The organism is Lampropedia puyangensis (genome assembly GCF_004833285.1).
Taxonomy (GTDB): domain Bacteria; phylum Pseudomonadota; class Gammaproteobacteria; order Burkholderiales; family Burkholderiaceae_C; genus Lampropedia; species Lampropedia puyangensis.
The window spans coordinates 64,500-78,775 of the sequence record NZ_STFG01000012.1; the positions used below are offsets into that span (position 1 = coordinate 64,500).

Genomic DNA, 14,276 nt, shown 5'->3' on the forward strand with positions numbered 1-14,276 from the left:
TTCCACATTCAAACAAACTATCCACTGGTGCGAGCGCTGATGCCAGCGCGTGGGCATTAGGCCCTTGGCTGTAATTAGGTGTAATTGCGCATTGATCAAAATCACCTTGCAGCAGCAGTGGGACAATACACCCGATGTTAGTTGAAAAAAATGTCTCTCTGAAGTCCTTTAACACCTTTGGTATCGCGGCCAAGGCTTTGGGGCTGGTTCGTATCCGTTCGGTGGAGGACGCGCAGGCGTTTGCGCGGCTGTCTTTAGAGCAACGTGCTGCAGAATTGCCTCCCAGTAAAAGGGTGGCGCCCGAGTGGGATGCGCTAGTGCTTGGCGGTGGCAGCAACATGGTGCTCACTGGCGACGTGCGGCGCCCTGTGCTGAAAATGGAAATCATGGGCAAGCGCATCGTTGAAGAGAACGAGCATGGCTGGTTGATTGAAGCTGGAGCTGGCGAACGTTGGCACGATTTAGTGCAATGGACGGTGGAGCACCACATGCCAGGCTTGGAAAACATGGCCTTGATCCCGGGAACGGTGGGCGCGGCGCCGGTCCAAAATATCGGTGCTTACGGCGTTGAGCTCAAAGACCGCTTCCATTCTTTGGATGCGGTGGACCTGTGGACAGGGCAGCGCTTCAATCTCGATGGAGCGCAGTGTGCTTTTAGGTACCGAGATTCGATTTTCAAGCATGTGCCAGCAGGTGCTCCACGTGTGGCAGGCCTGAGCGGTTCTTCTATTGCTGAGGGTGCAGGCTTGCAACGTCTATCGGCATCAGACCTTTTTTTCGGTAGTGCGCTGAATGCCCAGAGCCTAGCGCGACCGCAAGCAATTGCCCAAGGAATGGGCTTGGCCGGGCGCGCTGTGATTACGCACGTACGGCTTTGGTTGCCCAAGCAATGGACGCCGGTGTTGGACTACCATGATTTGGAGCGCTGCATGGCGCAGACCGGAGTGCACTCACCCAATGCACAGCAGATTTTTGATTGGGTCGTCCAGGTGCGGCGTGACAAATTGCCTGATCCGCAAGAAATTGGCAATGTGGGGAGTTTTTTCAAAAACCCGACGGTTACCGCAGAGCAATGCAATGACATTATTGCGCGCGAGCCCCGTATCGTGCATTACCCCATGCCCGATGGCAGTGTGAAGCTGGCTGCGGGCTGGATGATTGATGCGTGCGGCTGGAAGGGTAAATCGGTTGGGCATGCGGGTGTGTACCCCAAGCAGGCCTTAGTACTGGTGAACCTAGGCAAAGGAGATAGCAGTGCCACGGGGGGCGAAGTCATGACCTTGGCCAAGGCCATTCAAACCAGTGTGTATGAGCGGTATGGCATCCGGCTGGAGCCAGAGCCGGTCGTGGTCTAATGGATCGTTGATTGGTGCATTGCGCACGTTCTCTCTTTGTTTTGTCAGGGTAAGGCCGATTCTATGCAGCAAGTTCATTCACCTGAGATTCAGCACATTGATGCCTTTTGGGTCGCCGGTGCTCAAGTGCGAACACAAAATGCGGCGGAGTTCAATCCGCTAACGGCCAAATTGCCAGCACTGTGGGGGCAGTTTTTCACTGGCGGAATGGGGGTACATACCCCCAAAAAGACGCCAGACGCACGGGTTTTGGCCTCTACCACGACTACGCCAGCAATGAACTGGGGCTCTACAGTGTGGTTGCAGGTGTTGCAGTCCATGCGCCCGATCCTTCCATGGCTTCTGTGCAGGTGGCTGCAGGGCCTTATTTGGTGTTCACTGGCCAAGGGCCGATGCCTCAGACAGTGGTACAAACTTGGGGGCGGGTGTGGGCTTATTTTCAAGGTGATGTGCCCCATCAGCGGGCGTTTACGACCGATTTTGAAGCGTATAGCGGCACTGATTCTGTGGCCATTTACATCGCTGTTAAAGAGAAATAAGACGCGCGAGACTCTGCGCGGTTACCCTACATCGTCTCGCGTTACGATCATGTTATGACCAAGCATACTGTTCGCCTATATGGCATTCCCAATTGCGATACCGTGAAAAAAAGCCGTCAGTGGTTTGCAGACCATGGGATAGAGGTGCAATTTCACGATTTCAAGAAGCAAGGCCTTGAAACTGCCACTATGGCTGAATGGGCACAAGCCCTTGGCGTGGAGGTGCTGTTAAATCGCAAAGGCACTACTTGGCGTCAATTCAGCGACAGCGAGCAAGCCATGGCAGCCACGGCCAATGGGGCGCAGGCTTTGATGCTGGCGCATACCAGCAGTATCAAGCGACCTGTGGTGCAGTGGGGTGGGCAAACACCACGCTGGACAGTTGGGTTCGTGCCTGAGCAATGGCAGGTTTGGTTGGCCGAGGGCTGACTTTAGGCCGCAATGTGCTGCGGCCTTTTCAAGGCAATTGCCAGTGGCCACGCCAGGGTTGTGTAGGCCAGCTCGCTTGGGCGGCTGCGGTGGCCACCAGCGTGATTTGGTGAGCCGCGCGGTTGCGTACAGCCAAGGCGTACCAAAGAGTTTGGATGGAACGCTGATCCAGGGCTGCTGTGGGTTCATCCAACAGCACCAATGGGCGTGGCGATAGCAATGCCGCCAACAGAAACACTTTGCGGCGTGTGCCAGTCGAGAGCATGTACATGGTTTTGTGCAAGTGTGCATGCAGTCCCAGCCCGTTGAGCAGGAAGTCTTGGCTGCGGCGATGTGGGCTCCATGCCCTTCCATCTTCGTCTTTTGCAGGCTGCAGCAAATAGGCCAATACATCGTGGCCACTCATGGCGTCCCAGCGTGTGTCGTTCGGATCTTCACAAAATACTTGTGCAGGCCAAGCTTTGCTGCCCCAAGCCACGTCTTGTAAAGCAATAGAAGCAAACGCGCTTGAGGCAGGAGGCTTGCCAGCCAAAAGGTTCAGCAACATGGTTTTGCCACTGCCCGATTCACCATGCACGCCATGTACGCCTGGTGCCATGTTCCAGTTGGTCAGTCGTAGCAAAGCTGCACTGTCGCCAGCAGGATAGTGCAAAGTCTCTATCGTGAGTGAGGCTGTGTTTCGGACTTGGGGCGTTGTCATGCGCTAGGCGTTTTTGGCGTATCGTTTTGGGGGGCGCTTGCGGATGCGCCAGCAGGAGGGGGAGCCATGTTTTGTTCTGATGGTTGCGGCGTTGCCGCTACGGATGCGACAACGCGTGCATAACGGCGGTAGGTCCAATATGCACTGGCCCAGTCCATCAAAACTACGAGGCGATTGCGAAAACCAATCAAAAAGTACACGTGGGCGAATAGCCAGAACTGCCAAGCCAGTAAGCCCGAGAAGCGCAAGTGGCGCCCACCTGGTAGCGGCAGATCCACCACCGCAGCATTGCGACCAATGGTGGCGAGGTTACCGTAATTCTTGTACCGGAAGGCCTGCATCGCCTCGCCTTGAATTTGGCGCTGGATGTTGGCTGCAGCCAGTCGGCCCATTTGTTTGGCTGCCGGCGATACGCCCGGGACAGGGGTGGGTTCTGTCCCTGGATCGTGGCTTTTTGCTGCGGCCAGATCACCAATGGCAAAAATCGAATGACTGGCGTCCACCGTCAATTCTGGGGTAACGATGATGCGACCTGCGCGGTCTGTTTCTGCGCCAGTGGCATGGGCCAGCTGTTTACCCAAGGGCGATGCAGCAACACCTGCGGCCCAGATAATGCATGAACTGGGCATGGCCGTTTCCTCTTGTGTGTCGCCAACAGGGGTGCTGTAGCGCAGGCCTTCTGCGTCAATATGGGTCACGCGCGCGTTGAGCAGCACTTTGACCCCCAATTTTTCGAGTTGTTCTTTGGCGCGCTGGCTCAAGCGTTCCGGCATGGTTTGCAGCACGCGAGAACCTCCTTCGATCAAAAAGGTTCGCGCATCGGCTGGGTTGATGCGACGAAACTCGCCTTTGAGCGTGTGGCGCGCAATTTCAGCAATGGTCCCGGCCATTTCAACACCGGTAGGACCCGCACCAATGATGGCAAAGGTCAGCAAGGCTTGGCGTTCAACTGGGTCGTTGCTCAATTCGGCTCTCTCAAAGGCCTCGACCACTTTGCGGCGAATATCAAACGCATCGCGCAATGTTTTGAGGCCAATCGCATAAGGCGCCCAATGGTCGTTGCCAAAATAACTGTGCGTGGCCCCTGCCGCCACAATCAACCAGTCGTAGTGCAAGCGCTCACCGTTGGTCAGTAGCACTTGCTTTTGCGCAGCGTCAAACTCGGCCACCTCAGCTTGCAGCGTAGTCACTTGCGGCCGATCGTGCATGATGGTGCGCACTGGCGCTGCAATGGAGGGCGCAGCCAAACCAGCCGTGGCCACTTGGTAAAGCAAGGGCTGAAACAGATGGTGGTTGGCCTTGTCAATCAAGGTAATTTGAACATACGGAATTTTGCACAAGGCGCGGGTGGCTTCCAGGCCACCAAAACCGGCACCAACCACAATGACTTGGCGGGGAACAGGGGTCGTCATAACAGGCTTGTCTATATTTCTGAGGAGTAGGCGCAAGAGTGAGGGCGCACAGCCAATGTATTCTTGTGCCAGATTGCAGCGCTATTGTCGCTGCAGTTTGCGTGATTGTTAGGGTAAATACTGAGTGGAAATGACGTTTTATTGACTGTGGTTTCTTTGCCATGCCAAAGGGATTCGCATTGTCATCAGTGCTCTGGAGGGACGAAACAGCGACAATAGCGGGTTATTGAGCGCGCAAAACACTATGCCCACGACTACTTCCACGAACAAAAGCACCCCTAAAGTAGGGTTCGTTAGCCTTGGCTGTCCCAAGGCATTGACCGATTCCGAATTGATCCTCACCCAATTGAGTGCCGAAGGCTATCAAACGTCGAAAACCTTCGATGGGGCCGATCTGGTCATCGTCAACACCTGCGGCTTTATTGATGATGCAGTCAAGGAGAGCTTGGACACCATCAGTGAGGCCTTGGCTGAGAACGGTAAAGTCATTGTGACCGGGTGTCTTGGTGCCCGGGCCGCAGAAGATGGCAGCAACTTGGTGCAACAGGTGCACCCCAGTGTGCTGGCTGTGACGGGGCCGCATGCCACGCAAGAAGTGATGGATGCGGTGCACACCCATTTGCCCAAGCCACACGATCCTTTCCTTGATTTAGTGCCCGGTGGATTTGGTGAGGCAGGGCTCAAGCTCACCCCTAAACACTATGCGTATTTGAAGATCAGTGAAGGCTGCAACCACCGTTGTACGTTTTGCATCATTCCGTCTATGCGGGGTGATTTGGTGTCTCGTCCCATTGGCGATGTGCTCAAAGAAGCGCGTGCTTTGTTTGCTGGTGGCGTCAAAGAGCTATTAGTGATCAGTCAAGACACTTCTGCCTACGGCGTGGATGTGAAATACCGCACCGGTTTTTGGGATGGCAGACCTGTTAAAAGTCGTTTGTATGAAATGGTGCAAGAACTCGGCGCCTTGGCGCGCGAGTACGGTGCGTGGGTACGCTTGCACTATGTTTATCCATACCCTAGCGTGGATGCCGTGGTTGAGTTGATGGCGCAAGGGTTGGTCTTGCCCTATTTGGATGTGCCATTCCAGCACAGCCATCCTGATGTGCTCAAGCGCATGAAACGCCCTGCTAGTGGTGAGCGCAATTTAGAGCGTATTCAACAGTGGCGAGCCACATGCCCTGAACTGATTGTTCGCAGCACGTTTATTGCAGGTTTTCCCGGAGAGACCGAAGAAGAATTCCAGCACCTGTTGGATTTTGTGCAAGAGGCGCAAATTGACCGTGCAGGTTGCTTTGCCTATAGCGATGTCAATGGCGCTGTCGCGAACCAGCTCGACGGTATGCTGCCAATGGCCTTGCGCCAAGAACGCCAAGCCCGCTTCATGGAAGTGGCCGAACGCGTTTCGATCGAAAAACTCCAACGCCGCGTAGGTGCGACCATGCAAGTGCTGATTGACCATGCGCCCGCCCTGGGCCGCAAAGGTGGTCGTGGCCGCAGCTATGCCGATGCACCAGAGATTGATGGCGTGGTTCATTTGTTGCCACCGCAAAAAGCGAGCAAGACCTTGAAGGTGGGTGAATTCACCCGTGCACAAATTGTGCAAGCGCAAGGGCATGATTTGATTGCACAGCCGATTTGATCGATTTGATGGTTTTGTAGCCACCGATCTGCTTTGAACAAGAACGCGACCAATGGTCGCGTTTTTTGCATTCTGCTCCTTCTTTATGGATTGCAGGCATTTGCTTATGCGTGTGATGTTGAAAAATCATTTAATAACAATGGTTTATGTTTATTCGATTGCACATAAACAAATGAGAAAAATGTAGTGGTGTGAAGCAGCGTGTCGCGTTTCAATCGAGTCCTCTCCAATACCGTAGCCCAACCACTTTGGGTGGTGCTCTTGGCGGTGCAAGAACAAGGACTAAACAATGTTGAAGCGTTTCAAGCATGTGATAGTGGCTGCGGCCGTTGCGTTATCGATCGTTCCCTCCATGGTTTCGGCGGCAGACAAGCTGCGCATTGGTGTGGTGCCCGGTGCGTACGCCGATTCGATTACGGTTGCGGCCAAGGAAGCAAAGGCTAGCGGTATTGAGGTTGAGGTGATTGAATTCACCGATTGGACAACGCCCAATGTGGCGGTGAACAACGGTGATATCGATATCAACTACTTTCAGCACCAGCCATTTCTGGACAACGCTATCAAGCAGCAAGGCTACGAGCTGGCCAGCGCTGGCACGGGGATTCTGGCCAATGTGGGGTTGTACTCGCTCAAGCACAAAGCAGTGGATGCAGTGCCTCAAAACGGCAAAGTGGGCATTGCCAGTGATCCGGTTAACCAAGGGCGTGGCTTATTGCTGCTGCAAAAAGTCGGATTGATCAAACTCAAGCCCGATGTCGGCTATCTCGGCACGATCAATGACATCGTTGAGAACCCCAAGAAGCTGAGTTTTGTTGAGGTCGAGGGGCCGCAATTGGTGCGTATTACAGGGGATGTGGATATTGCACAAGGCTACCCGCATTTCATTGTGGCTGCCAAAGCGTTTGATCCTTCCAGTGGCCTGGCTTATTCGGGGATTGAAGACAAGCAGTTCTCCATTCAATTTGTGGTGAAGAAAGACCGTGTGCAAGATCCGGTGGTGCAAAAATTCATTGCGATTTACCAGAATTCTGAAGCGGTCAAGGCAGAAACCCATCGCGCTTTTTCCAATGACGATCGGCTTTATACGCTGGCTTGGCGCGGTCAGTGATGTCTGCGTCAGGGCTTGAATGAAGAGGAGTGAATGATGGTGATCAAACAATCAAGGCGCAGCGTATGTGGTGCTGCTTTGCTGATGGCGTTGGCGCTTTCTGTGGGAATGGGCTCTGCCGCTGCCCTGGAGGTCGTTAAGGTCGGCTCTACGCCCGGGGTAACGGCGGATGCGATTGAAGCCCTCAAGGATGAGGCCAAGACGCAAGGCTTGGATGTGCAGTTGGTGGAATTCACCGATTGGACGCTTCCCAATGAAGCATTGAACAATGCAGACATTGATCTGAATTTCTTTCAGCACCAGGCGTTTTTGCAAAATGCCGTGAAAGAGCGGGGCTACCGTATTGAGTTGATTGGATTGGGCTTGTTGCAAAACATTGGCCTGTATTCCAACAAACACACCACGTTGGATGCGCTGCCTGTCGGGGCCAAAGTGTCTCTGCCGAACGATCCTGTCAACCAAGGCCGTGGCTTGTTATTGCTGCAAAAAGCGGGCTTGATCACCCTCAAAAATGGTGACGATACTGGCGCGACAGTGCATGACGTGGTGGGTAATCCCAAGCGTTTGCAATTAGTAGAAATTGAAGGGCCGCAGTTGATTCATTCATTGGCTGATGTGGATTTGGCTGTGGTGTGGCCGAGCTATTTTGTCAATGCCGGTAAGAAAGAGCAGGCCGGAAAAGGCTTGGCCTATTCCGGTATTGCCGACACCTATTACGCCATGGGGTTTGCTGCGCGCAGTGACCGGGCTAAAGAAGCCAAGCTCACGCAATTGGTGCAGTTGTTTCAGCGTTCGCCCAAAGTACGCGAAGTGATTGATGCCAGTTTTGACCACAACAAGAACCTCTACACGCTGCCTTGGCAGCAGTGAAACGTTGAAAAGGATTGCCCTTATGTCCAGCTCTGCTGTGTTACGCCGCTCGCTTGCGCAGGTTTCCGAAGTATTCAGCTTGAGTGATGCGGAGCAAGAGTCGCTTGCGACGCCGTCTGTGCCGCTTACGCAAAAGTCTGGCGGTTCTGTGTCGTTCCAGTCCGTGGCCAAAGTCTATGCATCGTCTTCAGGGGCGGTGCATGCGCTCGATGGCATCTCCTTGGATATTCCAGCGGGCAGCATTTTTGGCATCATTGGCCGCAGTGGTGCGGGTAAGTCAAGCTTATTGCGCACCATCAATCGGCTCGAAAAGCCGACAGGCGGGCGGGTGGTAGTCGATGGTGTAGATATTGGTACGCTGGGTGAAGCTGATCTGGTGGCTTTGCGCAGGCGTATCGGCATGATCTTTCAGCACTTCAATCTGTTGTCGGCCAAGACGGTGTTTGACAACGTGGCTTTGCCATTGAAAGTGGCTGGCGTGCGGCCCGCTGAGATCAAGCAACGCGTCACAGAATTGTTGGCATTGGTGGGGTTACAAGACAAGCATCACGTTCATCCTCGTCGCCTCTCTGGCGGACAAAAGCAGCGTGTGGGGATTGCCCGTGCGCTGGCTACGCGACCTGAGATTTTGCTGTGCGACGAGGCCACTTCAGCACTCGATCCTGAAACCACCCAATCGATTTTGCAATTGCTGCGCGACATCAATCGCCGTTTGGGCATTACGGTGATTTTGATCACCCACGAGATGAGCGTGATCCGTGAGATTGCCGATCAAGTGTTGGTGCTCGAGCAAGGGCGAATTGCTGAGTTAGGTGAAGTTTGGAAAGTTTTTGGTTCGCCGCAACATGACGCGACCAAAGCCCTGCTGGCGCCTTTGCAGCACGGCTTGCCTGATGACTTGCAGCAGCGTTTGCAGTCACAGCCGCCTGCATCGGGCCATTATGACGTGGTGCTGCAGCTCGATTACAACGGCGAAGATGGGCTGGAACCAGATTTTGCGCGCATTGCTCAGGCCTTGAATGCGCAGACTCGATTGGTACACGGTGGTGTAGACCGTATTCAGGGGCATGCCCACGGCCGATTGCTTTTGGCGCTGGATGGGGCAATCGCATTGCCTGCTTTATCAAATCTGACGCAAGGGCCACAGGCCATTGCACATCGCATTGGAGTGCTCGGTTATGTCGTTTAATTTATCTATTCCTACCGAGCGTTATTGGCAGGCTTTGCTCGACACTTTGGTGATGGTGGGCGTTTCTGGTGGGATCGCTTTTCTGGCTGGAATCCCTTTGGCCGTGTTGTTGATTGTCACAGCGCCTGGCGGATTTTTGGAGTCGCCCAAAGTCAATCGCGTAGTGGGTAGCGTCGTCAATGGTTTCCGCGCTACGCCATTTATCGTGTTATTGGTCGCGTTGATTCCTTTTACGCGACTGGTTGCTGGCACCACGATTGGGGTATGGGCGGCCATCGTGCCATTGGCCATCAGTGCCACACCATTTTTTGCACGAATTGCCGAAGTGAGCTTGCGCGAAGTGGATCCGGGCTTGATTGAAGCGGCGCAAGCTATGGGCTGCAAGAAGTGGCACATCATCCGGCATGTGTACTTTCCAGAGGCGCTGCCCGGCATTATTGGTGGGTTCACCATCACTTTGGTGGCGTTGATTAGCTCCTCAGCCATGGCTGGCGCTGTTGGGGCAGGGGGCTTGGGCGACCTGGCTATCCGGTATGGATACCAGCGCTTTGACACCCAAGTCATGCTGATTGTGATTGCCGTACTGATTGCGCTGGTGACGATGGTGCAGTTCAGTGGCGACTTGTATGTACGCCGCTTGCGCAATCGCTGATGCATGTGTTTGTACGTGTAGGACCATGGTGCTTCAGACGTTCGTTGCTATGACGCGCTGTACACACCATGTGTCGGCTGCTCTCACGCCATGGGTGGGTTGACGGCACTGTCCGAATAGAGCAGATCACAACCTGGCCTGCTGAACCAACGGGTGCCATTGCACACGTTGAGATGTTTTATTGTTCCCTCTAAGAAAGAAGCTCCGCATGTCTTACTCGGATGCTCAAGGCACTTTGCATGCCTCTTCATCGGGCACGGCTCAAAACCGTTTGCCTCTTGCGCCTACTCAGCCGCATCGCATTGCCACTGAGGCTGAGGCACTGGCAATTGCCGCTGATTTGGCCAGACATTTTGCACAAGGCGCTGCCCAGCGCGATCGTGAACGGCGCTTGCCCTGGGATGAGCTTGAACGTTATACCGCCAGTGGGCTAGGGGCCATCACGATTCCGCGCGCTTACGGTGGCCTTGGTGCATCGTTTGAGACATTGGCGCAGGTATTTGTCACGCTGTGCGCGGCAGACCCTTCGCTTGGGCAAATTCCGCAGAACCATTTTGCTTTGATTCAAAACCTGCGCGACAACGCTACGCCTGCGCAGCAGCAGCGCTGGTTTGCAGATGTTCTGTCTGGCCACCGTTTGGGCAATGCAGGGCCAGAGAAAAAAGCCAAGGCTGCCAACATCGCGGTGCCCACTGCACGTTTGCACCGCGATGCGCAAGGCCAGTTGCGTGTGTCGGGTTCGCGGTTCTATTCCACAGGCGCATTGTTTGCGCATTGGGTGCCATTTCGGGCGGTGGATGAGCAAGAGCGTTTCGTACAGGTTTGGGTGCGGCGTGATGCGCCAGGTGTCACCATTACTGACGATTGGGACGCGTTCGGTCAACGCACTACAGCCAGTGGCAGTGTGAGGCTAGAGCAAGTCGCTGTTGAACCGGAGGATGTGGTCGCGATGCATTTGAGTCCGAATCCTATCAACTTGTCAGGCCCCATTTCTCAGTTGATTCAAGCCTCGATTGACCAAGGTATTGCCCAAGGGGCGTTGGCCGATGCCAAACAGTATGTGCGCGAGAAAACCCGCGCGTGGGTGCATTCGGGTGTCGACAACGCGTGGGAAGACCCCTACATCATTCAGGAATTTGGACAGCTGACCACGGAGGTTGATGCTGCGCGCGAAGTGCTGTTGCAAGCCGCTCGCGTGATTGATGGCTTTGACCCGCATCCTGTGACCGAAGCCATCAGTGCCGAGGCCTCAGTGGCTGTGGCGCGCGCCAAAATTTTGACGACTGAGGCAGCCTTGCATGCCAGCGAGCGGATGCTGGAGTTGGCAGGAACCTCATCGGCACGCGAAGCACACAACTTTGATCGCCATTGGCGCAATGCCCGTGTGCACACCTTGCACGATCCGGTGCGTTGGAAGTACCACTTGCTTGGCAACCATTTGCTCAATGGCGCGGCTCCGCAACGCCACCAGTGGAACTAACGCTTTCAAGACGGCCTTCGATGCTGCGCGCTGCTACCGCTGCAATCCATTTGTCTTCTGGCCCTTCGCTGTTGACCAGCGCTCGCCCAACCATTGCTATGCGACACCATGTCTGAACCAACCCTTCAATTCTCCAGCACGGCGGCTGCCGTTGTGCACAACAGTTTTCGGCAAGTAGTTGCTCCTGTAGCCGCTCCGGCACAGCGGCCCCACCACATTGCCAGCGAAGCAGAAGCGCTGGCGCTGGCGCAGCACTATGCGGCGCAGTGGGCGCCTACGGCATTGCAGCGCGACCGCGATCGCCTTTTGCCATGGGCCGAAATCGAGACCTACAGCAATAGTGGTTTGTGGGGCATTACCGTGCCCAAAGCCTACGGCGGTTTGCAGGTGCGTAATGCAACCTTGGCGCAGGTGATTGCTACCATCGCTGCGGCAGATGGTTCCTTGGGGCATATCCCGCAGAACCATTTTTATGCGCTGGAGGTCTTGCGTGTAGGTGGTAGTGATGCGCAGCAGCGGTTTTTCTTTGACCGTGTGCTCGCTGGTGAACGCTTTGGCAATGCCTTGTCAGAGATTGGTCATCGTGACCACAAGCGTCGCACGCGGCTGGAGCAAGCTCCAGCGGGTTGGGTGCTTAATGGCGAAAAATTTTATTGCACTGGCGCGTTGTTTGCTCATTGGATTCCCGTGCAAGCCATGCAGTGGACTGGCGATACAGAGCCTATCAGTGTGATGGTGTTTGTACCGCGCGATGCCGTGGGGGTGACGGTTACTGACGACTGGGATGGCATGGGTCAGCGCGTTACGGGCAGTGGCTCAGTGTCGCTGCAGAATGTGCAAATCAAGCCGGAATGGATTGTGCCGTTTCAGGTCAGTTTTGACACACCCACCACGATTGGCCCTGTGGCCCAGATCATGCATGCTGCTATTGATCTGGGGATTGGTGAAGGGGCTTTGCAGGCTAGTTTGCCATTCATTCGCGAACATGCCCGCCCCTGGATAGATGCCCATGTCTCGCAGGCCAGCGAAGACCCGCTGACTTTGCAGGCGCTGGGTCAGGTGGATGTGCGATTGCATGCTGCACGCGCGATGTTGCTACGCGGCGCGGCGATCACCGATGCGGCGCAAGCTGCCCCGACCGAAGCCAGCGTCGCTGCGGCCTCTGTTGCAGTGGCACAGGCCCGTGCACTTTGCCATAGCGCAGGCCTTTTGGCTGCGAATAAATTGTTGGAGCTGGGCGGTACATCCGCCACGTTCTCACAGTGGGGCTTTGATCGCTATTGGCGCAATGTGCGCACCCATACTTTGCATGACCCCGTGCGCTGGAAATGGCATGCGATTGGTAATTACACCCTCAATGGGGTCATTCCTCCACGTTATGGAGCGCTGTAATGTCACTGCACGCACAGCGGCGCGGCGCGCCAAGTCAACCCCTGATCCTCAATGCGTTCAGCATGAACAGTGTTGGCCATATCAACCACGGTTTATGGACGCACCCGCGTGACACCTCCGCGCAGTACAACACCCTTGCTTATTGGCAAGACCTTGCGCGTGAGTTGGAGCGGGGGTTGTTTGATGGCCTGTTTTTGGCTGACATTGTCGGCGTGTACGACACCTACCAGCAGTCGGCTGAGGTGACGCTGCGCGAATCGATTCAATTGCCTATCAACGACCCGACGTTGGTAGTGCCCGCCATGGCTGCTGTGACGCAACACCTCGGTTTTGGCGTCACAGTCAACCTCAGCTACGAACAGCCGTATTTGTTGGCACGGCGCTTTTCAACCCTGGACCATTTGACCCAGGGCCGCATAGGCTGGAATGTCGTGACGGGCTATCTGGATTCCGCTGCGCGGGCAATGGGGCAAGTGCAACAACTCGCACACGATGCGCGCTATGACCGGGCTGATGAGTTCATGGAGGTGGTCTACAAACTGTGGGAGGGCAGTTGGCAAGAGGGCGCAGTCGTGCGGGATCGGCAAGCGCGTGTGTTTGCTCGGCCTGATTTGGTGCGTCCTGTGCGCCACCATGGCCAGTACTTTCAGGTCGAAGGCTACCACCTGTCAGAGCCGTCTGTACAACGTACGCCGATATTGTTCCAGGCAGGCAGTTCCGGGCGAGGTTTGCGCTTTGCTGCGCGCCATGCTGAGTGCGTTTTCATGTCGGTGCAAGACAAAGCTGCTACCGCTGCTTTGGTGCGGGAGTTGCGCCAGGAAGTCGTCCGCGCTGGCCGCCGCCCAGAAGATGTGAAGGTGCTAGTGGGCTTGACCCCGGTTGTTGCGGCCACCGAACGCCAAGCACAGGAAAAGTACCAAGAGTATTGCCGTTATGCCAGTGCCGAAGCGGGGCTGGCGCATATTGCGGCTACTGCTGGGGTCGATTTTGCGCAGTTCCAGCGTGATACCCCTTTGCTGGCCCAGCACAAAAGCAATGGCATTGAGAACAGCATCAAACGTCTGGCCAATGGCCGAGAGAACTACACCTTGGGCGATTTGTTGGATGAACTCGCATTGGGTGGGCGTTACGAAACGGTGGTGGGCTCTCCCGCACAGATTGTTGACGCCATGCAGTCATGGGTAGACGAGGCGGGTGTGGACGGTTTCAACATTGCACGCACGGTCGTCCCCGAGAGTTATACCGATTTCATTGATCTGGTCGTCCCTGAGCTGCAAAACCGTGGTTTGCATAAGACTGCCTACGCGCAGGGAAGCTTACGGCACAAGCTGTTTGGCCAAGGCGATTACCTGCAGCGGCCGCATGTGGCTGCACGCTGTCGATGTTCCCAGCCGCTTAGCGCAGAAGCCGCCGCTGCTGCTTGATGTGTACGAGTGTGCAGTAGGGCTGCATGCCCAACTGGCCTTTCGCTATTTCTCCCCGATATTGACCATCAGCGCAGTGATGTGCGC

The 14,276-nt window shown here is 55.3% G+C and carries 13 protein-coding genes; 11 read left to right on the forward strand and 2 right to left on the reverse strand.

Going from position 1 to position 14,276, the window contains the following annotated elements:
- The first annotated feature begins 134 nt into the window (after positions 1-134).
- The 3 genes from E9531_RS11440 (at position 135) to E9531_RS11450 (ending at position 2,323) form a co-directional block, all read left to right on the forward strand.
- Complete coding sequence (locus E9531_RS11440) at positions 135-1,355, forward strand: UDP-N-acetylmuramate dehydrogenase (RefSeq protein ID WP_136573897.1); 1,221 nt, start codon at positions 135-137, stop codon at positions 1,353-1,355.
- A gap of 182 nt (positions 1,356-1,537) precedes the next feature.
- The gene (locus tag E9531_RS11445) at positions 1,538-1,894 is read left to right on the forward strand and encodes a GyrI-like domain-containing protein (RefSeq protein WP_158291771.1); all 357 of its coding nucleotides are present in this window, start codon (positions 1,538-1,540) and stop codon (positions 1,892-1,894) included.
- A gap of 54 nt (positions 1,895-1,948) precedes the next feature.
- Positions 1,949-2,323 (forward strand): arsenate reductase, encoded by a 375-nt coding sequence (locus E9531_RS11450; protein ID WP_136573899.1) that lies wholly within the window; start codon positions 1,949-1,951, stop codon positions 2,321-2,323.
- A gap of 28 nt (positions 2,324-2,351) precedes the next feature.
- Here the strand turns inward: E9531_RS11450 and E9531_RS11455 are convergent, their stop codons facing one another.
- Together E9531_RS11455 and E9531_RS11460 are read right to left on the reverse strand one after the other, a co-directional pair.
- A complete protein-coding gene (locus E9531_RS11455; RefSeq protein WP_136573900.1) occupies positions 2,352-3,023 on the reverse strand; it encodes an ABC transporter ATP-binding protein in 672 nt (223 codons plus the stop codon).
- Positions 3,020-4,435, reverse strand: a complete 1,416-nt coding sequence (locus E9531_RS11460) for an NAD(P)/FAD-dependent oxidoreductase (protein ID WP_136573901.1) — start codon at positions 4,433-4,435, stop codon at positions 3,020-3,022. Before E9531_RS11460 ends, E9531_RS11455 begins: the two co-directional genes overlap by 4 nt.
- A gap of 244 nt (positions 4,436-4,679) precedes the next feature.
- Here E9531_RS11460 and rimO point away from each other — a divergent pair, with 244 nt between their 5' ends.
- The 8 genes from rimO (at position 4,680) to E9531_RS11500 (ending at position 14,189) form a co-directional block, all read left to right on the forward strand.
- The gene (gene rimO / locus E9531_RS11465) at positions 4,680-6,074 is read left to right on the forward strand and encodes a 30S ribosomal protein S12 methylthiotransferase RimO (protein ID WP_136573902.1); all 1,395 of its coding nucleotides are present in this window, start codon (positions 4,680-4,682) and stop codon (positions 6,072-6,074) included.
- A gap of 352 nt (positions 6,075-6,426) precedes the next feature.
- Positions 6,427-7,182 (forward strand): MetQ/NlpA family ABC transporter substrate-binding protein, encoded by a 756-nt coding sequence (locus E9531_RS11470; RefSeq protein WP_244610089.1) that lies wholly within the window; start codon positions 6,427-6,429, stop codon positions 7,180-7,182.
- A gap of 36 nt (positions 7,183-7,218) precedes the next feature.
- Positions 7,219-8,052, forward strand: coding sequence for a MetQ/NlpA family ABC transporter substrate-binding protein (locus E9531_RS11475; RefSeq protein ID WP_244610082.1), 834 nt, complete (start codon positions 7,219-7,221; stop codon positions 8,050-8,052).
- A gap of 22 nt (positions 8,053-8,074) precedes the next feature.
- The gene (locus tag E9531_RS11480; RefSeq protein ID WP_136573904.1) at positions 8,075-9,241 is read left to right on the forward strand and encodes a methionine ABC transporter ATP-binding protein; all 1,167 of its coding nucleotides are present in this window, start codon (positions 8,075-8,077) and stop codon (positions 9,239-9,241) included.
- The gene (locus E9531_RS11485) at positions 9,231-9,893 is read left to right on the forward strand and encodes a methionine ABC transporter permease (protein ID WP_136573905.1); all 663 of its coding nucleotides are present in this window, start codon (positions 9,231-9,233) and stop codon (positions 9,891-9,893) included. The genes E9531_RS11480 and E9531_RS11485 overlap by 11 nt, the downstream gene beginning before the upstream one ends.
- A gap of 208 nt (positions 9,894-10,101) precedes the next feature.
- The gene (locus E9531_RS11490; RefSeq protein WP_136573906.1) at positions 10,102-11,373 is read left to right on the forward strand and encodes an SfnB family sulfur acquisition oxidoreductase; all 1,272 of its coding nucleotides are present in this window, start codon (positions 10,102-10,104) and stop codon (positions 11,371-11,373) included.
- 108 nt (positions 11,374-11,481) lie between these two features.
- On the forward strand, positions 11,482-12,765 hold the full coding sequence (locus tag E9531_RS11495; protein ID WP_136573907.1) for an SfnB family sulfur acquisition oxidoreductase: 1,284 nt from the start codon (positions 11,482-11,484) through the stop codon (positions 12,763-12,765).
- Positions 12,765-14,189, forward strand: a complete 1,425-nt coding sequence (locus E9531_RS11500) for an LLM class flavin-dependent oxidoreductase (RefSeq protein WP_136573908.1) — start codon at positions 12,765-12,767, stop codon at positions 14,187-14,189. The genes E9531_RS11495 and E9531_RS11500 overlap by 1 nt, the downstream gene beginning before the upstream one ends.
- Positions 14,190-14,276: the final 87 nt, after the last annotated feature.

Bases quoted from the DNA above. Each gene is read 5' to 3' on its own strand.
- E9531_RS11500 (WP_136573908.1), top strand. From the start codon at position 12,765: ATGTCACTGCACGCACAGCGGCGCGGCGCGCCAAGTCAACCCCTGATC.
- E9531_RS11485 (WP_136573905.1), top strand. From the start codon at position 9,231: ATGTCGTTTAATTTATCTATTCCTACCGAGCGTTATTGGCAGGCTTTG.
- E9531_RS11495 (WP_136573907.1), top strand. From the start codon at position 11,482: ATGTCTGAACCAACCCTTCAATTCTCCAGCACGGCGGCTGCCGTTGTG.
- E9531_RS11460 (WP_136573901.1), bottom strand. From the start codon at position 4,435: ATGACGACCCCTGTTCCCCGCCAAGTCATTGTGGTTGGTGCCGGTTTT.
- E9531_RS11450 (WP_136573899.1), top strand. From the start codon at position 1,949: ATGACCAAGCATACTGTTCGCCTATATGGCATTCCCAATTGCGATACC.
- E9531_RS11475 (WP_244610082.1), top strand. From the start codon at position 7,219: ATGGTGATCAAACAATCAAGGCGCAGCGTATGTGGTGCTGCTTTGCTG.
- E9531_RS11470 (WP_244610089.1), top strand. From the start codon at position 6,427: ATGGTTTCGGCGGCAGACAAGCTGCGCATTGGTGTGGTGCCCGGTGCG.
- E9531_RS11455 (WP_136573900.1), bottom strand. From the start codon at position 3,023: ATGACAACGCCCCAAGTCCGAAACACAGCCTCACTCACGATAGAGACT.
- E9531_RS11490 (WP_136573906.1), top strand. From the start codon at position 10,102: ATGTCTTACTCGGATGCTCAAGGCACTTTGCATGCCTCTTCATCGGGC.
- rimO (WP_136573902.1), top strand. From the start codon at position 4,680: ATGCCCACGACTACTTCCACGAACAAAAGCACCCCTAAAGTAGGGTTC.
- E9531_RS11480 (WP_136573904.1), top strand. From the start codon at position 8,075: ATGTCCAGCTCTGCTGTGTTACGCCGCTCGCTTGCGCAGGTTTCCGAA.
- E9531_RS11440 (WP_136573897.1), top strand. From the start codon at position 135: ATGTTAGTTGAAAAAAATGTCTCTCTGAAGTCCTTTAACACCTTTGGT.